Source organism: Pseudomonas sp. NY5710 (genome assembly GCF_013305665.1).
GTDB classification, from domain to species: domain Bacteria; phylum Pseudomonadota; class Gammaproteobacteria; order Pseudomonadales; family Pseudomonadaceae; genus Aquipseudomonas; species Aquipseudomonas juntendi.
On sequence record NZ_CP045554.1, the window covers coordinates 1,302,607 to 1,324,272 of the forward strand.

The window sequence follows — 21,666 nt, forward strand, 5'->3', positions numbered from 1 at the left end:
AGGCCTTGAACACTGTGATTACCCTGTGGGAGCGGGCAAGCCCGCGAAGAGGCGCTAACTGGAGGAACCGGTTTCCGCCATCCCGCCACCCCCAGCGGTCACCACCTGCACCGACAACCGTGGCGTCGCCAGGTCCAGCCCGGCCTCGTCCAACTGCCGCTTCAGCGCCAGGTTGAAGGCCCGCGACACTTCCCACTGCTTGATCGGCGCGGTCTTGAACCGTGCCCGCAACACCGCCGAACCCGACTCGAAGCTTTCCACCCCCTGCAGCTCCAGCGGCGACCAGATATTGCGGCGCATCAGTGGGTCGTTGCGCAGTTTTTGCCCGACTTCGCGAATCAGCGTGATGGCCTGGTCGATGTTCATGCTGTGCGGGATCGCCACCCGGAAGATCGCGTAGCCGAACTCCCGCGAGTAGTTCTTGATGCTCTTGATTTCGCTGAACGGAATGGTGTGCACGATGCCGTCGATATCGCGCAGGCGCACGGTGCGAATGGTCAGCCCCTCAACGGTGCCCAGGTGGCCGCCGACATCCACGTAGTCGTCGATGGCCAGGGAGTCTTCGATGATGATGAACAGCCCGGTGATCAGGTCGGCCACCAGCGACTGCGCGCCAAAGCCGATGGCCAGGCCGATCACGCCGGCACCGGCCAGCAGCGGGGTCACGTTCATGCCCATGTTGGCCAGGGCCACGATCACGGCAATGATGAAGATGACCACGAACATCACGTTGCGGATCAACGGCATCATGGTTTGCGCGCGGGCATTGGCCAGCCCCCGGCGCGAACGCACCAAGGCATGGTGCACGGCGGTGTCGGCCAGGATCCACACCAGCCAGGCGACGATCAGCGTGCCGGCCAGCCCCAGCAGGCGCACGCTGATGTCGTGACCGTCGCCCTCGGCGAAGGTGATCATCGACAGGCCCCACACGCGCAGGCCCAGCTCGATGAACAGCAGCCAGATGAGGATGTGCACCAGCAGGTAGCCAAAGTTGCGCAGGCGTTCGGCATAGACCGCCTGACGCTTGGCCGCCCGCTTGGGGTTGGCTGCATGCCGGCGCACCAGGCCATTGAGCACCATGCACACCACCACCAGCACCGTGCACATCAGCGACTGGCGCAGCGCGGTGCTGGTGTCACCGGCAGAAACGAAGGTGGCGAACAGTGAAATCGCCACCAGGATCAGTGCGGGAATGAACCAGAAGCTGCCCAGGATCTCGATGGTGTCGCTGAGCGTGCGCCGCGTCAGGCGCCGGGACAGCGGCTGGTTGCGGATCAGGTGGGCAATCGGCCGGCGGAAGCGCAGGATGAACAGCCCGGTACACAGGGCGGCAATCACATTGGCCAGGGTTGCCAGCGCATGCGCCAAGTGGGTACCCAACGCTACCAGCAGGCGCGGGTCGCTCATGGCCTCGCCAAAGGCGGCGAAGCTGCCGATCAACCACAGCGGCCGGAACGCCTGGTGCCGCAGGATATGCAGGGCGCGGTGGCGGTGCGGGCCGTCGAGCAGCGAAAAGGCGATGACGCACACCGCCGAGAAGCAGGTGCCCACCACCAGCGCGTAGGCCAGCACCATGGCCAGCGATTTGCCCAGTGACGGCGGCAGCACGAAGCTCAGGTACACGGTGAACACCAGCGCCACCAGCCAGGGGCCCAGCTTGCGCAAAGCAAAGCGCACCAGGTCCCAGGTGCGTGGGTGTTGTGGGAGTTCTTCACTCAGGCCAAACCGCAGGCGTATGCGGTGGCCGACCCAGTTGAAGAAGTAGGCCAGCAGGCTCCACACGGCAATCACCGCGGCAAAGCCAAACAGGATGGCCGGCCACTGGTGCACGGGCACCATCAGCTCGGTCAGCTCGACCTGGGCCTGTTCGATTTCCGCCGCCCAGCGGTGGAACGGGCTGGCATCGCCACTGAACTGTTTTTCGAAGTCACTCAGCGCACCGCCGATCAGGCCGAGCACACCTTGCTCGACACTGGGCTGTGTTTGCCGGGTGGCATCGCGCAGTTTTTTCAGGTCGGCCAGCAGCTTGGCCCGTTGCTGGTCGTTCTCGAGGTTCTTGATCACCTCGTCCAGCGACTTGCCCAGTGGCTCGGTGGCCTCCGGCTGCGCGGGCGCGCTGCTGCCCAGCAGGCTGGGCAGGCCCGCTGCCTGCACCGGGGTGATGAACAGTAAGAACAGTAGGAACAGGAAACGCAGAAGGGCAGGCACTGGCAAATCTACCTCAGGTCAAACGATTGCCCGAGTGTAGAGGTTTATGTCGGCAGTTTCTCGAGGATCTTCCAGCAGGTAAGGCCGAAGATGCCCAAGGTGCCGATCCACATCATCAGCACACCGATGCTGCGTTCGCGCATGCTGAAGCCAACGGTCAGCAACAGCAGGAACAGGAAAACCGGCACGAACAGGGACAGGAACGGGGACATGGACAGCAATCCTTTTGCAGTGGGGCCATGTAACAAGCATAGCGGGTGGCAAGCGAAGCGGAATTGACCTTGAGCAGGCCAGGCCCTGTCGCCGGCAAGCCTACTCCCACAGGTCCCCTGCAGGCCCAGGTATCGTGGGGACCTGTGGGAGCTGGCTTGCCAGCGATAGGGCCAGACCTGCCTCCTCAAGGCAGGTCGCGGCACCGGTAGAACGCTGTCAGCACCTTCACCAGGTGCGCCAGGTCATGGCTACCACACAGCTCGCGAATCGAGTGCATGGCAAAGGTCGGCAAACCGATATCCACGGTGCGCACACCCAGGTGGCTGGCCGTGATCGGCCCGATGGTCGAGCCACAGCCCATGTCGCTGCGTACCACGAAGCTCTGCACGGGCACTTCTTCGGCCATGCACAGGTGGCGGAAGAACCCTGCGGTTTCGCTGTTGGTAGCGTAACGCTGGTTGTTGTTCACCTTGATCACCGGCCCGGCGTTGAGTTTGGGCCCATGGTTGCCGTCGTGCTTGTCGGCATAGTTGGGGTGCACGCCGTGGGCGTTGTCGGCCGATACCATCAGCGAGCGCTGGATGGTGCGCACGTAGGTGTCGCCGTCGGGCAGCAGGCGTTGCAGGGTCTGCTCCAGCATCGGGCCATCAGCGCCGCAGGCCGAGCAGCTTCCAACCTCTTCATGGTCGGTGCACACCAGCACGCAGGTTTCGTCGCTGTCGGCGGCCAGCAGTGCCTGCAGGCCGGCGTAGCACGACAGCAGGTTATCTAGGCGGGCCGCGGCGATGAAGTCGCCGTTCAGGCCGATCAGGGCGGCTTGCTGGGTGTCGTAGAAGCTCAGTTCGTAGTCCAGCACCACGTCGGCGATCAGCTCGTGTTCGCGGGCCAGTTGCTCGGTGAGCAGGGCGCGGAAGTCGATGCGTTCGTCACCGGCCACCTGGGCCAGGATCGGCGGCAGTTCGTTCTGCGGGTTGATCGCCCACCCCTCATTGGCGGTGCGGTTCAGGTGGATGGCCAGGTTGGGGATGATGGCAAGGGGCAGTTTGAAGTCGATCAGTTGGCTTTCGACCTTGCCATCACGGCGGTAGGTGACCCGCCCGGCCAGGGACAGGTCGCGGTCGAACCACGGCGCCAGGAGGGCGCCACCATACACTTCCACACCCAGTTGCAAAAAGCCCTGGCGCTGCAGCTCGGGCTGCGGCTTGACCCGCAGGCAAGGGCTGTCGGTATGCGCGCCGACCATGCGGATACCGTGGTGTAGCGGGGCTTGCTTGCCCAACTTGATGGCGATGATCGACGAATCGTTGCGGGTAACGTAGTAGCGCCCGCCCGGCACTGTGGCCCAGCTATCACGCTCGTCCAGGCGCTGGTAACCGGCTGCCTCCAGCCGTTGGGCCAGGCTGGCGGTGGCATGGAAGGGCGTGGGGGAGGCCTTGAGAAAGTCGATAAGGCCAGAATTCAGTGCATCGCGCATAACTCACTCCAATTCGAGCTTCAAGCTAAAAGCTTCAAGCCATAAGCTACAAGCCATAAGCTACAAGTCGTAAGCTACAAGTCGTAAGCTACAAGTCGTAAGCTACAAGCTTCAAGCAAAGGCAGTCCGCGGAGCAAGCTTCCACGCGATCTGTCTTTGCTTTTTCTTGCAGCTTGAAGCTTGCAGCTTGCAGCTTGCAGCTTGCAGCTTAAAAAGGTGCAGGGCACTCGAACTTCAGCCGTTGCCCGGAAACCGGGTGGGTGAAGCTCAGCATCGAGGCGTGCAGGCACAACCGCTCATGCGCCGCCAATGCCTGCGGGTTGGCATACAGGCGATCGCCCAGCAACGGGTGCCCGATCGACAGCATGTGCACGCGCAACTGGTGTGAACGCCCGGTGATCGGGGTCAGCTCCACCCGGCAGTGGTCGCCACAGCGCTCTACGATGCGCCAGAAGGTCAGGGCATGCTTGCCTTGCTCATGGTCCACCACGTGGCGGGGCTTGGTCGGCGGGTCGTAGCGCAGCGGCAGGTCGATGCTGCCGCTGTCCAGCGCCGGCTGGCCCCAGCACAATGCGGTGTAGGCTTTTTCGGTTTCACGGTCGTGGAACTGGCGCGACAGCTCGCGGTGGCTGTCGGCATCGCGGGCCAGCAGGATGATGCCCGACGTTTCCCAGTCCAGGCGGTGCACGATCAGGGCGTCGGGGTAGCCGTTTTCCTGCAGGCGGGTGATCAGGCAGTCCTTGTTGTCGTCGGCGCGGCCAGGCACCGACAGCAGCAGCGTCGGCTTGTTGATCACCAGGATGGCGGCGTCTTCATGCAGGATCTGGATGTTCGACAGCGGCATTGCTCGGTCTCGGTCATATCGGGGAAAACCAATGGGGCCGCTTTGCGGCCCATCACCGGCAAGCCAGCCCCACAGGTACAACGCGGACCCTGTGGCAGCTGGCTTGCCGGCGATGGGCTGCAACGCAGCCCCAATGGTCAGGCAGGTCGCTTTATCAGCGATCTGGCAAGGTGATGTTCAGCTCCAGAATGGAGCAGCTGCCCTGGTTCTCCAGCTCGATATGCACATCATCATTGCCGATGTTCACATACTTGCGGATCACTTCCAGCAGTTCTTTCTGCAGCTCCGGCAGGTAGTCCGGCTCGCTGCGCTGGCCGCGCTCGTGCGCCACGATGATCTGTAGACGCTCTTTCGCCACCGACGCGCTGGTCTGTTTCTGTCTGCCACGAAAGAAGTCAAAAAGGTTCATGGTTTATTTGCTCCCGAAAATGCGCTCGAAGAATCCTTTCTTCTGTACATCGATGAAGCGCATTGGCTTCTCTTTGCCCAACAGGCGGTCGACTGCATCGCTGTAGGCCTGGCCAGCGTCGCTCTGGTCATCGAGGATGACCGGGATACCCTGGTTGGAAGCCTTGAGCACAGCCTGAGACTCCGGGATGACGCCTTTGAGTTTGATCGACAGGATTTCTTCGACGTCGGCCACGCTGAGCATTTCGCCCTTCACCACGCGCTCGGGATGGTAGCGGGTGATCAGCAGGTGCTCCTTGATCGGCTCTTCGCCGTTCTCGGAACGGCGCGATTTGCTCGACAGAATACCCAGCATGCGGTCCGAGTCACGTACCGACGACACTTCAGGGTTGGTCACGACAATCGCTTCATCGGCGAAGTACATCGCCAGGTGCGCGCCTTTCTCGATACCGGCCGGCGAATCGCAGATCACGTACTCGAAGTCCTTTTTCAGGTCCATCAGTACCTTTTCCACGCCTTCCTGGGTCAGCGCGTCCTTGTCACGGGTCTGGCTGGCGGCCAGCACGTACAGGTTCTCGAGGCGCTTGTCCTTGATCAGAGCCTGTTGCAGGTTGGCTTCGCCGTTGACCACGTTGACGAAGTCGTACACCACGCGGCGTTCGCAGCCCATGATCAGGTCGAGGTTACGCAGGCCCACGTCGAAGTCGACGATGACGGTCTTGTGGCCGCGCAGAGCGAGGCCGGTACCAATGGCGGCGCTGGTGGTGGTCTTGCCCACACCCCCCTTGCCGGAAGTAACCACGAGAATCTTGGCCAAGGTGTTTCACCCCTAAAATAGTCGGGACACTTGTCCCTGCAAAAAACTGAAATAGCTTTAATAGCTCAAATAAAAGGCAACTGTAAAAAAAGTTGCACTAAAAATGCTGGCAAGTATCCGTTAAAGACGGGTGATGTTCAACACGTCACCAGACAGGCTGACTTGCACGCCAGTGCCCCACAGCGGGTCTCGGCGCAGGTCTTCGCAAACCTTGTACTGGCCAGCGATGGAGACCATTTCGGCGGTCATCTGCTGGCAGAAGATACGTGCCTTGGTATTGCCTTTGATGCCGGCCAGGGCGCGGCCGCGCATGGCGCCGTACACATGGATGTTGCCATCGGCCAGAAGTTCCGCACCCGGGCTGACCGAAGCCGTTACTATCAGATCGCCACCTTGGGCGTAGATCTGCTGGCCGCCGCGTACGGGCGAAGTGATGATGCGGGTCGGGCGCACCTCCGGCTCCGGGGCGGGGGGCGGTACCGGGGCGGGTTCAGGTTTTTTCACCACTTCGGGTTCGGGCTCCAGCGGCCGCTCACGGGCGCCGGACGGCGGCAGTACGGGCAGGTCGATGGCGATGGCGGCGGCGATGTCCTCGATGCGGCTGGCACGAATGGCCAGCGTGCGCAGGCCATGGTGGCGGCAGATCCGCATCAAGCCGGGCAGGTCGATTGCCCCTTCATCGGCAGGCAGCTTGTCCAGCGCCAGCACCAGCGGCGTGTTACTGAAGAAGTTCGGCGCTTGTGCGACTTTGGCCGCCAGCTGGCGGTCCAGGGCTTCAAGGTCATTGCGCGCCAGTTCCAGTACGGTGATGGCAAGCATGCTGCCCTTGAGCTGGAACACGGAAGCGGTGTCGGGTGTGTGGTTTGGGCTCATGGTCTGCATAGACGGCTTGTTGCGGAAAAAGTGCCCTGACTTATAACGAGAACACCGGTTGCCCGCAACATGCGCTGATCCGTTGTAGAATGCGCAGCCTTTGTCTTTCCGGATGCTTCAATGGAACGCCCGCGTTTTCGTCGCCATTACCTTCACCCAAAATTCTGGGGCCTGTGGCTGGGCCTGGGCCTGCTGTGGCTGGTAGTCCAGTTGCCGTACCGGGTGCTGTTGAAAATCGGTGCCGCGCTGGGCGCGGTGATGTACCACTTTGCCGGCGAGCGCCGGCGCATTGCTGCGCGCAACCTGGAGCTGTGCTTTCCAGAGCTGTCAGTCGACGAACGGCAGCGTTTGCTGAAAGCCAACTTCGCTTCCACCGGCATCGCCTTTTTCGAAATGGCCATGAGCTGGTGGTGGCCCAAGGCGCGGCTGGCACGCCTGGCCCATGTCGAGGGCCTGGAGCACCTGCAAGCCGCACAGCAGGCGGGGCAGGGGGCCATCCTGATGGCGGTGCACTTCACCACCCTGGAAATCGGCGCGGCGCTGCTGGGCCAGCAGCACACCATCGACGGCATGTACCGCGAGCATGGTAACGCGCTGTTCGATTTCATCCAGCGCAGCGGGCGCGAGCGTCACAACCTCGATTCGCTGGCGGTGGAACGCGAGGATGTGCGTGGCATGCTCAAGCTGCTGCGTTCGGGCCGGGCGATCTGGTACGCGCCGGACCAGGACTACGGCACCAAACAGAGCCTGTTCGTGCCGCTGTTCGGCATACCCGCCGCGACGGTCACGGCCACTACCAAGTTTGCCCGGCTGGGCAAGGCGCAGGTCATTCCGTTCACCCAGAAACGCCTGGCCGATGGCAGCGGCTACCGGCTGGTGGTCCACCCACCGCTGGCGGACTTCCCCGGGGAAAGCGAAGAGGCCGATTGCCTGCGCATCAACCAGTGGGTCGAAAGCGTGCTGCGCGAATGCCCCGAGCAGTACCTGTGGGCGCACCGCCGCTTCAAGTCGCGGCCCGAAGGGGCTGAGCGGCTGTATGACAAGAAAAAGCGTTGAACCCTGTGTCGTCGGGAAGCGCGCCATGGCCCCACCTGCGGTAACCGGCCTTATCCTATCTGGCGGTGGCGCCCGCGCCGCCTATCAGGTCGGTGTACTGGCCGGCATCGCCGAGCTTTTGCCGGCCAGCGCAGCCAACCCGTTCCCGGTGATCGTTGGCACCTCGGCGGGTGCCATCAACGCCGTGACCCTGGCCAGCGGTGCCGGCCAGTTCAACGCAGCCGTGCAACGGCTGACGCACTTCTGGCAGAACGTACGTAGCCACCTGGTGATCCGCAGTGACTGGCCTGGCGTGGTGCGCCAGGCCAGCCGGTTTGTCGGCCACAACCTGCTTGGGCTGGGCGGCCAGGCGCCCGTGGCGTTGCTCGACAGCCGCCCGCTGCGCACCTTGCTGGAGGCGCAGCTGAACCTGGATGGCATTGGCCAGGCCTTGGCCGCCGAGCAACTGCGCGCGGTAGCGGTTACCGCCTTCGGTTACGAGTCCGGCCAGGCGGTGACCTTTTACCAGGGCCGGGGTTCGATCGAGGCCTGGTTGCGCCACCGCCGCATCGGCGTGCCCACGGCGCTGGGCATCGACCACCTGCTGGCCAGTGCGGCGATTCCGCTGCTGTTCGCGCCGGTGCAGTTGGGTGACGAGTATTACGGTGACGGTGCGGTGCGACAGTCCGCTCCGATAAGCCCGGCCCTGCACCTGGGCGCCAGCCGGGTGCTGGTGGTCGGCGTCAGCGGCAACCCGCAGCGGCCGGCGCCACCCTTGCCCACCCAGCGGGTGTTCAGCGGGCGGCAGCCGAGCCTGGCGCAGATCGGCGGGCACCTGCTCAACAGTACCTTCATTGACAGCCTGGAAGATGACATCGAACTGCTGCAGCGGCTCAACCACCTGGGCCGGCTGTTGCCGGCGCACCTGGACGCACGCCGCCTGGGCCTGGCACCGATCGACGTGCTGGTTGTTGCGCCCAGCCAGCCGCTGGACGAGATTGCCGCGCGCCACCGCCGCGACCTGCCGGCGGCACTGCGCCTGTTCCTGCGGGGGCCGGGCGCAACCCGCACCAGTGGGGCGGGGGTGTTGAGCTACCTGCTGTTCGAAGCCAGTTATTGCAGTGAGCTGATCGAGTTGGGGCGCCGCGATGCCTTGGCCAAAAAGCGCGAGCTGTGCCAGTTCCTGGGTATCGGATAACGCCTGCGCCGGCCCTTTTGCGGCATTGCACCGCCGCCAAAGGGCCCGGCCGGCTTACTCGGCTATTTGCAGCTTGCGCGACTGGGTATAGACGTAGCGCACCTTCTCATACTCGAACGGCGAGTTGAGCTGGCCATAGCGGAATTTGGTGTTGTAGCGTTTGTCCACCACGCGCAAGGCGAAGATCTCGGGGTGGTCTTTGCTGGCGTCGGCCACGTTGAGGTAGTTGATGCTCTGCTCGCCGGCGTAGTCCACTGCCAGGCCGGTGGTGTCGCGCAGGTTCGACGGGCCCAGCAGCGGCAGCATCAGGTACGGCCCTTCGGGTACCCCGTAGAAGCCCAGCGTCTGGCCAAAGTCTTCGCTCTGCCGTGGCAGGCCCATACTGGTCGCCGGGTCCCACAGCCCGCCCACGCCAATGATGGTGTTGAACATCAACCGCGCCGTGATCTCGGCCGAGCGTTTGGCCTTGAGCTGCAGCACGCTGTTGAACAGGTTCGGCACATCGCCCAGGTTATTGAAAAAGTTGCTGACCCCGGTGCGGACGAAGCTTGGCGTGACGTACTGGTAGCCGTTCACCAACGGCAGCAGCACCCACTGGTCGAGGCGGTAGTTGAAGTGGTAGATGCGCCGGTTGACCGACTCCAGCGGGTCGTACACGTTCAGCGCCTCCAACGTGGAGCGCTCGAACTCCCGCTGGTCCAGGCCGGGGTTGAATTTCAGCTCGCGCAGCGGGTCGAGAAAACCGTCGGACTCGGGCACCAGTGGCGCTGTGCCAACCACCTGCGGGTCGGCCTCGACCACGCTGGCCCGCGGTGCGGTTTCGGCGGCCAGGGTGTGGCCGGCGGCTAGCAGGGCAGTGGCGAAGAGGAGTTTGTTAACCACGGAAGAACTCCAGCATGGCGTCGCTGTTGACGCGGTAGTTGAGGTTGCCGCAATGGCCGCCATGGGGGTAGAGGGTCAGCCGGTCACCAAAGACCTTGCGCAGGAAGCCAATGTCGCCCGGGCCGAGGATGACGTCGTCGGCGTTGTGCATCACCGCGATCTTGTCGCTGCTGTGCAGGTAGTCTGCCAGCGAGTACAGGCTGACCTGGTTGATCAGTTGCAGGATGCTGTTGCCGTCGGTGCGTGCCCGCCACATGGGGATTACCTGTTCGGTCATGTAGCAGTCGAAATCACACTGCAGGGCACGTTTGAAGAACGGCGTGAGGCTGCTGCCTTCGGTGATCGGGTACTTCGGCGGAATGATCAGGCCGCGACGGTTGATCAGGTCGGAGGTAAAGGCAATGTCGGCCGCCGAGAAGCGGAACGAGGTGCCGATCAGCATGGCCATCTGTTCGTTGGACAAATGTTGCTTCGACTGCTGGAAGTCGTACAGCAGGGCATCGTTGAGGTCGATGTAACCCTTGTCCTGGAAGTAGCGGGTGAGCTTTTGCAGCATCAACTCGTAGAAGGTGGTGCTGCGGTCGATGCCCTTGACCTGGGTTTGCACCAGCTTGTCGAGGTTGTTGATCGAGGTGTACAGGTTGACCGGCGGGTTGAGCAGCAACACGCGCTTGAAGTTGAAGCTGCGGCGGGTTTCGTCCAGGTGGCTGACGAACGCCGCGTCGAGGGCCCCCAGGCTGTAGCCGGTCAGGTAGAAGTCGCTGACCGGCAGGCGCGGGTGCTGGGCACGCACGGCCTGCATGACCCGGTACAAGTCTTCGGCGTCTTCCTGGGTGATGCCGGGGGTGGCAAAGCGCGAGGCGGCGCTTATGAAGTCGTAGCTGGTAGGCGACGACAACTGCACCACGTGGAAACCGGCCTGATAGAACAGCTTCTTCAGGTATTCGTTGATGGTGCTGGTGTAGGCGGCCCCGGTGCCGGCGATGATGAAGATCAGCGGCGCCGCGTGGTCCTGGCGGGCCAGGCGGTACTTGAGCTTTTTCACCGCCCAGAAGTTGTCGGGCAGGATGAACTCGCGCTCCGGGCGCAGGTTCAGGCTGTAGTCGGACTGGTCGATGTCTTCATCGCTGGGCAGGGACGGGCGCTGCTCCGGCGGTGTGGTGGCGATGGTGGCCTCGAACGGGTTGGTCAAGGGGTAGCCATAGCTGGCGGCGTCGATATCGCGCGCTGAAGCGGCCACAGCCATGAGCAGGCCACCGAGCAAGGCAGCGAGGCGCAAAGTACGAAGCATGTAATCCCCCAAAAGAACGCAAGGTCAAGCGTATGCAGGCTAGGACCACTGCAGGCTGAACAAAGTTGCCTGGCGTAGTGGCCTTTGGTGTCCTTGTTATCTGCAACATAGCTGCAGGCCGACAATTTTGCCTTATCAGGGGCGATGGGTGATCATCGTTTTCTTCAATAGTGACTGTAGGGAAAACAGGATGTCTCGTGCGTTGCCGGCAGCCATGGTCATGCTGTTCATCGGGCTGTGGCTCGCAGCCAGTTATGCGGTGCGTTACGGGCTGATGGAAGACGGCCAGTGGGTCGGCCTGTGCACGTTACCGGCGGCGTACTGGCAGTGCGAGGTCCGGTCGTTGCTGGGGCTGGGCATTCACCACCAAGTGCTGGCCTGGGGCGGGTTGGGCCTGGCCCTGTTGGCGCAGGTGGTCGCCGGCCGTGCAGGCTGGTGGCTGGCCTTCCTGGCCCTGGTGCTCGCGGTGCCGGCGCTGGTGCTGTATACCGCCAGCATTGCGGTGTTTGCGCTGGTGCTGGCGGGCTTGCGGTTGGTCCGGTCGCAGCAGCGGGCCTGACCAGGCCAACCGCCGCCACGAATGCGCGCCGTGGCCGCCATCACACCGCGCGTAGCCGCAAGCTGCGCCACAACGCCACTGTCATTACCACGCTCACCCCCGCCCACCCCCAGGCCTGGCGGTTCTGCAGCCCTTCGACAAACAGCTGTGGCGCCACCCCGGCGCCCACGATAAACGCCAGCAATGCCACCTCCGCCCGCCGCGCACGCACCGGCCACAGCGCGTACACCAGCGCCGGCAACGCCAGCGCCGCAGTGGGGAAGCTGCGGTAGCGCGGGTCGAACACCAGCGCCAGCATGCTCACCGCCGCAGCGAAGCCTGCTGCCAGCAACAGCCAGCCGGCGCGCGCCTGCAACCCGGCGAACAGCTGCTCGCGCCAACCGGCGCGCTGCGCCTGGGCCAACACGGCATGGGCCAGCACCAACAGGTTCAGTGCGACCAGCGCCAGCGCCCACACCCATTCCCCGGCGAAGCGCGCATGGGTGCGCACCAGCTCGCCCCACAGGCCCAGGCAACCCGCCCCCAGCGCTGCCAGCAGCGGTAGCAGCAACGCCGCCCGCAGGGTGGCTGGGCGCCCGGCCAGCACCAGCATGGCCAGCATCAGCCCGGCGCTGCCCAGCCACCACTGCGGCCAGTAATGCAGGTTGCTCACCGGCCCTTCCAGCACACCCTTGTCCTGCCGGTCGGCATCGTACAACCCCCAATACCCGCCCACCGCACCTTCGTTGGCACGCTTCCACGGCTGGTCGAACGCCTCGATCAGGTTGTAGTGCCAGCCATTGGCCTCTGCCATGCTCACAAAACCACGAATGAAGCGCGCTTCATTGACCCGGCTGGGCACTGCCGTCTCGCGCTGGCGGCCTTCGCTGGGCCAGCCGGTTTCACCAATCAGGACGTCTTTGGGCGCAAAGCGCGTACCGAATACCCGGCGTACATCGGCGACATGGGCCAAGGCCTGGTCGATGCCACGGGGGTCGTCCTCCCAGTACGGCAACAGGTGAATGGTGAGGAAGTCCACCGCCGGTGCCACCTGCGGGTGCTGTAACCAGAATTCCCAGACATCGGCGTAGGTCACCGGCACGTGCACCTGGCTTTTCACCCGGGCGATCAGCGTGGCCAGGTGCGCACCGGTCACCTCCTTGCGCAGCAAGGTTTCGTTGCCGACGATCACTGCGCTGACCACGTCGGGGTTGGCATTGGCGGCGGCGATCAGCAGGTTGATTTCTCGCTCGGTGTCGGCAGCGTGCGCATTGACCCAGGCCCCCAGCATCACCTTCAGGCCGTGCTTGCGCGCCAGCGCCGGTATTGCTTCAAGACCGGTCATGGAATAGGTGCGAATGCACTGAAAGCGTTCGGCCAACAAGGCCAGGTCGGCATCCATGCGCTGCGGGCGCAGCCGGAACGGTTGGTCGTAGGGCGACTGGTCCTTGTCGAACGGTGTATACGAGGCACATTGCAGCTTGTGTGCAGGGCTCGCGGCATCGGGCAGTTGCAGCGGCTTGCCAAGCCCGTACCAGAGCGCTCCCAGCCCCAGCAGGGCGAACAGGCAGGCAAGCAGGTACAACGGCAGCAGCGAGCGGGCAGAACGGGGCATCAGGCGGTCCATCGTCAGGCACAAAGAAATAGATAGTAGCCCGGCGCCAAAGCTTTGGCATGCAAGGATCGCGCAGGTCGTGATGGGCGTATGGCGCTAATGGCACAGTGCTGTCGCATATGGGGCAGGTACAGGTCGCAGCTGGATCAGGTCGCCCGGGGTTGCAGGCAGATGATGGAATCTCCAAGACCTGACGAGGGGATGCTTTGATGGCAACTTTGAAAAAAATGCGACGTTTCCTGGGGGTGGGCACCGCCCTGGTACTGGGATTGAGCGCAGCACAGGCAATGGCCAAGGAAGTGAGCATTGGCTACGTGGACGGCTGGGCCGACAGCGTGGCAACCACCAACGTGGCGGCCGAAGTAATCAAGCAGAAGCTCGGCTACGATGTGAAGTTGCAGGCCGTTGCCACTGGGATCATGTGGCAGGGCGTGGCGACCGGCAAGCTCGATGCCATGTTGTCGGCCTGGTTGCCGGTGACCCATGGCGAGTACTGGGCCAAGAACAAGGATAACGTGGTCGACTACGGCGCCAACTTCAAGGACGCCAAGATCGGCTTGATCGTGCCTGAGTACGTCAAGGCCACCAGCATCGGCGACCTCAAGACCGACGACACCTTCAAGCAGAAGATCGTCGGCATCGATGCAGGCTCGGGCGTGATGATCAAGACCGAACAGGCCATCAAAGACTACGACCTGACCGGCTACAAGCTGCAAGCCAGCTCGGGCGCCGCGATGACGGCCGAACTGGGCCGTGCCTACGCCAAGCAGCAGTCGATTGCAGTGACCGGCTGGGTGCCGCACTGGATGTTCGCCAAGTGGAAGCTGAAGTTCCTCGAAGACCCGAAAGGCGTTTATGGCGCGTCGGAAACCGTAAACAGCATCGGCAGCAAAGAACTGGCGACCAAGGCACCGGAAGTGGCCGAGTTCCTGAAGAAATTCAGCTGGCAGTCCAAAGACGAGATTGGCGAAGTGATGCTGGCCATCCAGGAAGGCGCCAAGCCTGATGCGGCGGCCAAGGACTGGGTGGCCAAGCACCCGGACCGCGTGAAGGAATGGACTGGCAAGTAACAACCTGAAAGGGCCAGTTTTGTTGCTTCGCGGGTAAACCCGCTGCCGCAGGGCAGCGGGTTTTCTCGTGAATGGGCCGGCACTTTGTTACGCAAACGGTAAAACACCGTTGCATCTAAGACTAAGGTCGTCTGGTTGGCGTCCATCGGCAGCATAAAGTAAGGGTGTGGGTGTTTCCCTACTTGTGCTGCTAGGACAAAAACAATGAACGACAGCATTTACCTCTCGATACAAAACAGCCCTCGCTTCAAGGAGCTGGTCAGCAAACGCGAACGGTTCGCCTGGATTCTCTCGGCGATCATGCTCGGCTTGTACTGCGCTTTCATCCTTCTGATTGCCTACGGTCCTCACATACTGGGCGCCAAGCTCAGCCCTGAGTCGTCGATCACCTGGGGTATCCCCATTGGCGTCGGCCTGATCGTCTCGGCATTCGTCCTTACCGCCATCTACGTGCGCCGCGCCAACGGCGAGTTCGATGAGCTGAACAAGGCCATCCTGAAGGAGGCGCAACAATGATTCGCCACGCCAAAGCCCTGGCCATACTGGCCTGCGGAGCCTTCGCACCCGCCGTGTGGGCCGCCGATGCCCTGACCGGCGAGGTGCAGAAGCAACCGCTGAACGTCTCTGCCATCGCCATGTTCGTGGCGTTCGTCGCCTTCACCCTGGGCATTACCTACTGGGCCTCCAAACGCAACAAGTCGGCGTCGGACTACTACGCCGCCGGCGGCAAGATCACCGGTTTCCAGAATGGCCTGGCGATTGCCGGCGACTACATGTCGGCAGCCTCGTTCCTGGGCATTTCCGCACTGGTGTTCACCTCTGGCTATGATGGCCTGATCTACTCGATCGGCTTTTTGGTTGGCTGGCCGATCATTCTCTTCCTGATTGCCGAACGCCTGCGCAACCTGGGCAAGTACACCTTCGCCGACGTGGCTTCGTACCGCCTCGGGCAAAAGGAAATCCGTACCCTGTCGGCTTCCGGCTCGCTGGTGGTGGTGGCGTTCTACCTGATCGCGCAGATGGTCGGTGCCGGCAAGCTGATCGAGCTGCTGTTCGGCCTGGACTACCATGTGGCGGTGATCCTGGTGGGTATCCTGATGTGCCTGTACGTGCTGTTCGGCGGCATGCTCGCCACCACCTGGGTACAGATCATCAAGGCCGTGCTGTTGCTGTCCGGTGCCAGTTTCATGGCGCTGATGGTGATGAAACACGTGGGCTTCGATTTCAACACCCTGTTCTCCGAAGCGATCAAGGTGCACGCCAAGGGCGAGGCCATCATGAGCCCGGGCGGCCTGGTCAAAGACCCGATCTCGGCGTTCTCGCTGGGCCTGGCGCTGATGTTCGGTACGGCCGGCCTGCCGCACATCCTGATGCGCTTCTTCACCGTCAGTGACGCCAAGGAAGCCCGCAAGAGCGTGCTGTACGCCACCGGCTTCATCGGCTACTTCTACATCCTCACCTTCATCATCGGCTTTGGCGCCATCCTCCTGGTCAGCACCAACCCTGACTTCAAGGACGCCGCCGGCGCGCTGCTGGGCGGCAACAACATGGCCGCGGTGCACCTGGCCAATGCCGTGGGTGGCAGCGTGTTCCTCGGCTTCATCTCGGCAGTGGCGTTCGCCACCATCCTGGCGGTGGTCGCCGGCCTGACCCTGGCGGGTGCCTCGGCAGTGTCCCACGACCTGTACGCCAGCGTGTGGCGCAAGGGCAAGGCCAACGACAAGGACGAGATCCGCGTGTCGAAGATCACCACCGTCGCCCTGGGCGTACTGGCGATCGGCCTGGGCATCCTGTTCGAGAAGCAGAACATCGCCTTCATGGTCGGCCTGGCGTTCTCCATCGCCGCCAGCTGCAACTTCCCGGTCCTGCTGCTTTCGATGTACTGGAAAAAGCTGACCACCCGTGGCGCCATGATCGGCGGCTGGCTGGGCCTGGTCAGCGCAGTGACGCTGATGATCCTTGGCCCGACCATTTGGGTGCAGATCCTGGGCCATGAAAAGCCGATCTACCCGTACGAGTACCCGGCGCTGTTCTCGATGGCCATTGCCTTCGTCAGCATCTGGTTCTTCTCGGTCACCGACAAGTCCAAGGCCGCAGAAAACGAACGCGCGCTGTTCTTCCCGCAGTTCGTCCGTTCGCAGACTGGCCTGGGTGCTTCGGGCGCTGTGTCGCACTGAGCCCGCCTGCCCATAAAAAACCGCGCCGAAGCGCGGTTTTTTTATGCCTAGCGTGGCGCGTCTAGATCCTGCCCAGCAGTAACAACACCAGCAGGACCACCAGTACCACGCCGACGATGCCGGACGGGCCGTAGCCCCAGCTGCGCGAGTGTGGGAAGACCGGTAAGCCACCAATCAACAGAAGAATCAGGATGATGATGAGGATCGTGGTCATGTACGTGTCCTTGCGTGGTTGGGGGTCAAGGGCCTCGGCTTGCCGGCCTCTTGTAAGTTCGGACTGGTGGGCAATGTGAAAGATTCCATTTTGTGCCGGTTCATGCCCCCACATTCACTACCCTGATGAACCCTGCCGTTGGCCAGGCCCTTGTTTAGACTCGTTGCATTCCTTAACGAGACAGGGCCAGCCACCATGCACAACCGCATCATGATTACCGGAGCCGGCTCAGGCCTCGGGCGCGAGATTGCCCTGCGTTGGGCGCGTGAGGGGTGGCGCCTGGCGCTGGCCGATGTCAACGAAAGCGGCCTGCGCGAAACGCTGGAGCTGGCCCGTGCGGCTGGCGGCGAGGGTTTCGTCCAGCGCTGCGACGTGCGCGACTACAGCCAGCTCACGGCCCTGGCTCAGGCCTGCACCGAGCAGTTCGGTGGCATCGACGTGGTGGTCAACAACGCCGGGGTTGCCTCGGGCGGGTTCTTTGCCGAGCTGTCGCTGGAAGACTGGGATTGGCAGATTGCCGTCAACCTGATGGGCGTGGTCAAGGGCTGCAAGGCCTTCCTGCCCCTGCTGGAGCGCAGCAAGGGGCGCATCATCAACGTCGCGTCGATGGCCGCCCTGATGCAGGGGCCGGGCATGAGCAACTACAACGTCGCCAAGGCCGGCGTGCTGGCGCTGTCGGAGAGCTTGCTGGTGGAATTGCGCCAGGTGGAGGTGGCGGTGCATGTGGTGTGCCCGTCATTCTTCCAGACCAATCTGCTGGACTCGTTCCGCGGCCCGAACCCGGCCATGAAGGCGCAGGTCGGCAAGTTGCTGGAAGGGTCGCCGATCAATGCGGCGGACATTGCCGACTACATCCACCGGCAGGTCGCTGCCGGCGAGTTCCTGATCCTGCCGCATGAGGCCGGGCGGCAGGCTTGGGAATTGAAGCGGCAAGCCCCCGAGCGGCTCTACCAGGAAATGGCCGAAATGGCCGTGAAAATGTGTGCCAAAGCGGTTTCGCGATGAAATATCTGTAGGGCGAATTACCAGTAGATGTAGGGCGCTTCTGAATCGCTGCGGAGCTATTGAGTAGCCTGATCCTGACGATGCAGTCTCCGGTTTTACCTTGTGCAGGAGGACCGGAACATGCTGGTGATAGGGCGCGAAGTGGGCGAGGTCATCATGATCGGTGAGAACATCCGCCTCGTGGTGGTCGAAACCCGTGACGGGGTGGTGCGCTTTGGCGTGGACGCCCCACGGGAAGTGCCGGTGCACCGGTCCGAGGTGTACAAGCGCATCAAGGAAGCCAAGAAAGCCGAGGCCGGCTAGTCGAGCAGTTCCCGCGGCACGTCATGCTTGGCCAGCAACTGGCACTGCTGGCTTTCGGGGTCGAACAGGATGAAGGCCTGGCCCTTGGCCAATGCCTGGCGTACCCGCAGTACCCGTGTTTCCAGCGGGGTATCGTCACCATTGTCGGTACCGTCGCGGGTGACGAAGTCTTCGATCAGGCGGGTCAGCGTTTCGGCTTGCAGGTGCTCGTAGGGGATCAGCATGGGGCGGTGTCTCGGGTTACGGTGGGGTCATGCTACGCGAAACATTGGGGCTTTTGGGGCCGCGTTGCGGCCCATCGCGACACAAGGCCGCTCCTACAACGACCGTGCAACCAGGTGCTCGCCGCTGCATATCTTCTGACAAACACCTGTCAGCCCTGATGCGATCCCTGTGGGAGCTGGCTTGCCGGCGATGGGCCGCAAAGCGGCCCCAGGGCCTTAGGCCTTGTTACCGACCAGGCTGTCGACCGCCGGCACGCGCGTGTCGCTCTCCATCTGCGCATCGTGTTCCAGCTGGTGGCTGAAGCGCTCCAGCGAGGCATTGGCCGGCTGTGAATCGCTGGCAAACACCGGCGGGCTGAGCAAGTACGCCGACAACAACTGGCTCAGGGCCGCCAGGCTGTCGATGTGAGTCCGCTCATAGCCATGGGTGGCATCGCAGCCGAACGCCACCAGCGCGGTGCGAATGTCGTGCCCGGCCGTTACCGCCGAATGGGCATCACTGAAGTAGTAGCGGAACAGGTCGCGGCGTACGGGCAGGTCGTGGTCGCCGGCCAGTTTCAGCAAGTGCCGCGACAGGTGGTAATCGTAGGGCCCCGACGAGTCCTGCATGGCCACGCTCACGGCGTGCTCGCTGGAGGCTTGCCCGGGCGCCACCGGTGCAATGTCGATACCGACGAACTCGCTGACATCCCAAGGCAGGGCACCCGCTGCGCCCGAGCCGGTTTCCTCGGTAATGGTGAACAGCGGGTGGCAGTCGATCAGCGGTTGCTGGCCGCTCTCCACCACTGCCTTGAGCGCGGTGAGCAGCGCCGCGACACCGGCCTTGTCATCCAGGTGACGGGCGCTGATGTGGCCGCTGTCTGTGAACTCGGGCAGTGGGTCGAAGGCCACGAAGTCACCAATGCTCACCCCCAGCGCCTCGCAATCGGCGCGGGTGGCGCAATAGGCGTCCAGGCGGACTTCCACGTGTTCCCAGCTGACCGGCATCTGGTCGATGGCGGTGTTGAAGGCGTGCCCGCTGGCCATCAGCGGCAGTACGCTGCCGCGGAACACGCCGGTGTCGGTGAACACGCTGACCCTGCTGCCCTCGGCGAAGCGGCTGGACCAGCAGCCAACCGGCGCCAGGGCCAGCCGGCCGTTGTCCTGCAGTTGGCGCACGCTGGCGCCAATGGTATCGAGGTGCGCGGATACGGCGCGGTCGGGCGAGGTTTGCCGGCCCTTCAAGGTCGCCCGAATGGTGCCGCGACGGGTCAGCTCGAAGGGGATGCCCAGTTCGTCCAGGCGTTCGGCCACGTAGCGCACGATGGTGTCGGTGAAACCGGTCGGGCTGGGGATGGCCAGCATCTCCAGCAGCACGCGCTTGAGGTATTCGAGATCGGGTTCGGGGTGTCGCTCGGACATGGTTGAGTACTCCTTGCTCCTGTGCCGGCCTTTTTGCGGGGGAACCGCCCCCACAGGGCTATCAGCGCACCTGAGGGGCGCGTCTTACCGGTGGGGGCGGGTTCGCTGCAAAGCGGGCGGCACTGGTTTACGCCAAAGGCCGGCTATGCGGGAACAGCAGGTCGATGAAACGCTCGGCCGTTGGCTGTGGTTCGTGGTTGGCCAACCCGGCGCGCTCGTTGGCTTCGATGATCACGTACTCGGGCTGCTCGGCATCACGCACCATGAAATCCAGCCCGACCACCGGAATTTCCAGGGCCCGGGCAGCGCGCACGGCAGCGTCGGCCAGCACCGGGTGCAGACGGGCGGTCACATCTTCCAGGGTGCCGCCGGTGTGCAGGTTGGCGGTTCGCCGCACAGCCAGGCGCTGGCCGGGGGGCAGCACATCGTCGTAACCCACGCCAGCAGCGCGCAGGGTACGCTCGGTTTCGTCATCCAGCGGAATTCGGCTTTCACCCGCCGTAGCAGCCTGGCGACGACGGCTTTGAGCCTCGATCAACTGAAGCACACTGTGCTTGCCGTCACCCAGCACCTGGGCTGGGTGGCGAACGGCGGCCGCCACCACTTCGTAGCCGATCACCACGATGCGCAGGTCGAGGCCGGCATGGAAGCTCTCCAGCAACACCCGGCTATCGAACTGGCGGGCATGGGCGACCGCCTGGGTCACGTCGTCGATGCAGGTCAGGTTCACCGCTACGCCCTGGCCTTGTTCGCCGTCAACGGGCTTGACCACCACCGCGCCATGCTCTTCGAGAAAGGCCAGGTTGTCGTCGGCATTACCGGCCAATTGTTGCGCCGGCACCTGCAACCCGGCAGTGCGCAGGGCATGCTGGGTCAGGCGCTTGTCCTGGCACAGCGTCATGGTCACGGCGCTGGTCAGGTCGCTGAGCGACTCACGGCAGCGGATGCGCCGGCCGCCCAGGCTGAGGGTGAACAGCCCGCCGGCGGCGTCATCCACCTGTACCTCGATGCCGCGGCGCAATGCCTCGTCGACGATGATGCGTGCATAGGGGTTGAGGTCGGCCTGTGGGCCGGGGCCGAGGAACAGTTGCTCGTTGATGCCGTTCTTGCGCTTGACGGCGAAGGTGGGCAGGTTGCGAAAGCCGAGCTTCTGGTACAAGCGTTTGGCCTGGCGGTTGTCGTGCAGCACCGACAGGTCGAGATAGGCCAGGCCACGGCTCATGAAGTGCTCGATGAGGTGGCGCACCAGCACTTCACCCACGCCGGGGCGGGTGCAGTGCGGGTCGACTGCCAGGCACCACAGGCTGCTGCCGTTCTCAGGGTCATCGAAAGCCTTGGCATGGTTCAGGCCCATGACGCTGCCGATCACCGCGCCGCTGTCCTCGTCTTCAGCCAGCCAGTAGACCGGGCCGCCCAGGTGCCGAGGGGTGAGCAGGTCAGCATCGACCGGCAGCATCCCGCGCACTTGGTACAAGGTGTTGATGGCCTGCCAGTCGGCCGGGTTCTGCGCCCGCCGCACGCGAAAGCCGCGGAATACCCGCTGCGCCGGGCGGTAATCGGTGAACCACAGGCGCAGGGTGTCGGATGGGTCCAGGAACAACTGTTGTGGCGCCTGCGCCAGCACCTGCTGCGGTGCTGCCACATACAGGGCGATATCGCGTTCGCCTGGGCATTCGCCCAACAGGTCATCGGCCAGGTCGGCCGGCTCGGCATAGGTGTGGCCAATCAGCAGCCGGCCCCAGCCGCAGTGCACGGCACGCGGCTGTTGATGGGGCTGGCTGCCGTCGCCGGCCAGGCGCGCCTGCAGGCGCTCGTAGGACGGCGCCTGGCCACGCAGCAAGCGCTGACCGTAGGCGATTTCTTGGGGTTTCATCGG

Annotated in this window: 22 protein-coding genes; 8 read left to right on the top strand and 14 right to left on the bottom strand. The window is 63.5% G+C overall.

Annotated elements, in window-relative coordinates; translation table 11 throughout:
* Nucleotides 1-54 precede the first annotated feature (54 nt).
* From GEV39_RS05930 to minC, 7 genes are all read right to left on the bottom strand, one after another.
* Complete coding sequence (locus GEV39_RS05930) at nucleotides 55-2,208, bottom strand: mechanosensitive ion channel family protein (RefSeq protein WP_173887873.1); 2,154 nt, start codon at nucleotides 2,206-2,208, stop codon at nucleotides 55-57.
* A gap of 44 nt (nucleotides 2,209-2,252) precedes the next feature.
* Nucleotides 2,253-2,420 carry a hypothetical protein gene (locus GEV39_RS05935; RefSeq protein WP_009686254.1) on the bottom strand — a complete coding sequence of 56 codons (168 nt, stop codon included), beginning with the start codon at nucleotides 2,418-2,420 and terminating at the stop codon, nucleotides 2,253-2,255.
* A gap of 185 nt (nucleotides 2,421-2,605) precedes the next feature.
* The gene (locus GEV39_RS05940; RefSeq protein WP_173887874.1) at nucleotides 2,606-3,895 is read right to left on the bottom strand and encodes a M18 family aminopeptidase; all 1,290 of its coding nucleotides are present in this window, start codon (nucleotides 3,893-3,895) and stop codon (nucleotides 2,606-2,608) included.
* Between the two features lie 208 nt (nucleotides 3,896-4,103).
* On the bottom strand, nucleotides 4,104-4,739 hold the full coding sequence (locus tag GEV39_RS05945) for an RluA family pseudouridine synthase (protein WP_029885883.1): 636 nt from the start codon (nucleotides 4,737-4,739) through the stop codon (nucleotides 4,104-4,106).
* Between the two features lie 154 nt (nucleotides 4,740-4,893).
* A complete protein-coding gene (gene minE / locus GEV39_RS05950; RefSeq protein ID WP_009682849.1) occupies nucleotides 4,894-5,148 on the bottom strand; it encodes a cell division topological specificity factor MinE in 255 nt (84 codons plus the stop codon).
* Between the two features lie 3 nt (nucleotides 5,149-5,151).
* The gene (minD, locus tag GEV39_RS05955; RefSeq protein WP_003252574.1) at nucleotides 5,152-5,964 is read right to left on the bottom strand and encodes a septum site-determining protein MinD; all 813 of its coding nucleotides are present in this window, start codon (nucleotides 5,962-5,964) and stop codon (nucleotides 5,152-5,154) included.
* 120 nt (nucleotides 5,965-6,084) lie between these two features.
* On the bottom strand, nucleotides 6,085-6,846 hold the full coding sequence (gene minC, locus GEV39_RS05960; RefSeq protein WP_173887875.1) for a septum site-determining protein MinC: 762 nt from the start codon (nucleotides 6,844-6,846) through the stop codon (nucleotides 6,085-6,087).
* A gap of 111 nt (nucleotides 6,847-6,957) precedes the next feature.
* Here minC and GEV39_RS05965 point away from each other — a divergent pair, with 111 nt between their 5' ends.
* Together GEV39_RS05965 and GEV39_RS05970 are read left to right on the top strand one after the other, a co-directional pair.
* A complete protein-coding gene (locus GEV39_RS05965) occupies nucleotides 6,958-7,893 on the top strand; it encodes a lipid A biosynthesis lauroyl acyltransferase (RefSeq protein ID WP_173887876.1) in 936 nt (311 codons plus the stop codon).
* Nucleotides 7,894-7,918: 25 nt separating this feature from the next.
* On the top strand, nucleotides 7,919-9,070 hold the full coding sequence (locus tag GEV39_RS05970; protein WP_173887877.1) for a patatin-like phospholipase family protein: 1,152 nt from the start codon (nucleotides 7,919-7,921) through the stop codon (nucleotides 9,068-9,070).
* A gap of 54 nt (nucleotides 9,071-9,124) precedes the next feature.
* Here GEV39_RS05970 and GEV39_RS05975 read toward each other — a convergent pair whose 3' ends face one another.
* On the bottom strand, nucleotides 9,125-9,871 hold the full coding sequence (locus GEV39_RS05975; protein WP_050492197.1) for an MlaA family lipoprotein: 747 nt from the start codon (nucleotides 9,869-9,871) through the stop codon (nucleotides 9,125-9,127).
* Nucleotides 9,872-9,944: 73 nt separating this feature from the next.
* Nucleotides 9,945-11,243, bottom strand: coding sequence for a lipid asymmetry maintenance lipase MlaY (gene mlaY, locus GEV39_RS05980; RefSeq protein WP_173887879.1), 1,299 nt, complete (start codon nucleotides 11,241-11,243; stop codon nucleotides 9,945-9,947).
* Nucleotides 11,244-11,433: 190 nt separating this feature from the next.
* On the opposite strand from mlaY, the gene GEV39_RS05985 reads away from it, so the two are divergent.
* Nucleotides 11,434-11,802, top strand: coding sequence for a hypothetical protein (locus tag GEV39_RS05985; RefSeq protein ID WP_173887880.1), 369 nt, complete (start codon nucleotides 11,434-11,436; stop codon nucleotides 11,800-11,802).
* 40 nt (nucleotides 11,803-11,842) lie between these two features.
* On the opposite strand, the gene GEV39_RS05990 is transcribed toward GEV39_RS05985, so the two are convergent.
* Nucleotides 11,843-13,408 carry a glycoside hydrolase family 17 protein gene (locus tag GEV39_RS05990; protein ID WP_173887881.1) on the bottom strand — a complete coding sequence of 522 codons (1,566 nt, stop codon included), beginning with the start codon at nucleotides 13,406-13,408 and terminating at the stop codon, nucleotides 11,843-11,845.
* Between the two features lie 197 nt (nucleotides 13,409-13,605).
* Between GEV39_RS05990 and GEV39_RS05995 the strand changes: the two genes are divergently transcribed.
* The 3 genes from GEV39_RS05995 (at nucleotide 13,606) to GEV39_RS06005 (ending at nucleotide 16,643) form a co-directional block, all read left to right on the top strand.
* Nucleotides 13,606-14,466 carry a glycine betaine ABC transporter substrate-binding protein gene (locus GEV39_RS05995; RefSeq protein ID WP_173887882.1) on the top strand — a complete coding sequence of 287 codons (861 nt, stop codon included), beginning with the start codon at nucleotides 13,606-13,608 and terminating at the stop codon, nucleotides 14,464-14,466.
* 204 nt (nucleotides 14,467-14,670) lie between these two features.
* Nucleotides 14,671-14,982, top strand: coding sequence for a DUF485 domain-containing protein (locus tag GEV39_RS06000; RefSeq protein ID WP_009682859.1), 312 nt, complete (start codon nucleotides 14,671-14,673; stop codon nucleotides 14,980-14,982).
* Nucleotides 14,979-16,643, top strand: a complete 1,665-nt coding sequence (locus GEV39_RS06005; protein ID WP_009682860.1) for a cation acetate symporter — start codon at nucleotides 14,979-14,981, stop codon at nucleotides 16,641-16,643. Before GEV39_RS06000 ends, GEV39_RS06005 begins: the two co-directional genes overlap by 4 nt.
* 61 nt (nucleotides 16,644-16,704) lie before the next feature.
* Here GEV39_RS06005 and GEV39_RS06010 read toward each other — a convergent pair whose 3' ends face one another.
* The gene (locus tag GEV39_RS06010; RefSeq protein WP_009682861.1) at nucleotides 16,705-16,857 is read right to left on the bottom strand and encodes a DUF3309 family protein; all 153 of its coding nucleotides are present in this window, start codon (nucleotides 16,855-16,857) and stop codon (nucleotides 16,705-16,707) included.
* A gap of 195 nt (nucleotides 16,858-17,052) precedes the next feature.
* Between GEV39_RS06010 and GEV39_RS06015 the strand changes: the two genes are divergently transcribed.
* Together GEV39_RS06015 and csrA are read left to right on the top strand one after the other, a co-directional pair.
* Nucleotides 17,053-17,862 carry an SDR family oxidoreductase gene (locus GEV39_RS06015; protein ID WP_173887883.1) on the top strand — a complete coding sequence of 270 codons (810 nt, stop codon included), beginning with the start codon at nucleotides 17,053-17,055 and terminating at the stop codon, nucleotides 17,860-17,862.
* Nucleotides 17,863-17,982: 120 nt separating this feature from the next.
* A complete protein-coding gene (gene csrA, locus GEV39_RS06020; RefSeq protein ID WP_009682863.1) occupies nucleotides 17,983-18,165 on the top strand; it encodes a carbon storage regulator CsrA in 183 nt (60 codons plus the stop codon).
* Here csrA and GEV39_RS06025 read toward each other — a convergent pair.
* The 3 genes from GEV39_RS06025 to ngg all read right to left on the bottom strand — a co-directional run bounded on the left by GEV39_RS06025 (nucleotide 18,162) and on the right by ngg (nucleotide 21,663).
* Nucleotides 18,162-18,389: a YheU family protein gene (locus tag GEV39_RS06025; RefSeq protein WP_039603187.1), complete on the bottom strand. Its 228-nt coding sequence runs from the start codon at nucleotides 18,387-18,389 to the stop codon at nucleotides 18,162-18,164. The genes csrA and GEV39_RS06025 overlap by 4 nt on opposite strands.
* 216 nt (nucleotides 18,390-18,605) lie before the next feature.
* A complete protein-coding gene (locus GEV39_RS06030; protein WP_054912166.1) occupies nucleotides 18,606-19,790 on the bottom strand; it encodes an osmoprotectant NAGGN system M42 family peptidase in 1,185 nt (394 codons plus the stop codon).
* A 127-nt stretch (nucleotides 19,791-19,917) separates the two neighbouring features.
* A complete protein-coding gene (ngg, locus tag GEV39_RS06035) occupies nucleotides 19,918-21,663 on the bottom strand; it encodes an N-acetylglutaminylglutamine synthetase (RefSeq protein WP_173887884.1) in 1,746 nt (581 codons plus the stop codon).
* Between the last annotated feature and the right edge of the window lie 3 nt (nucleotides 21,664-21,666).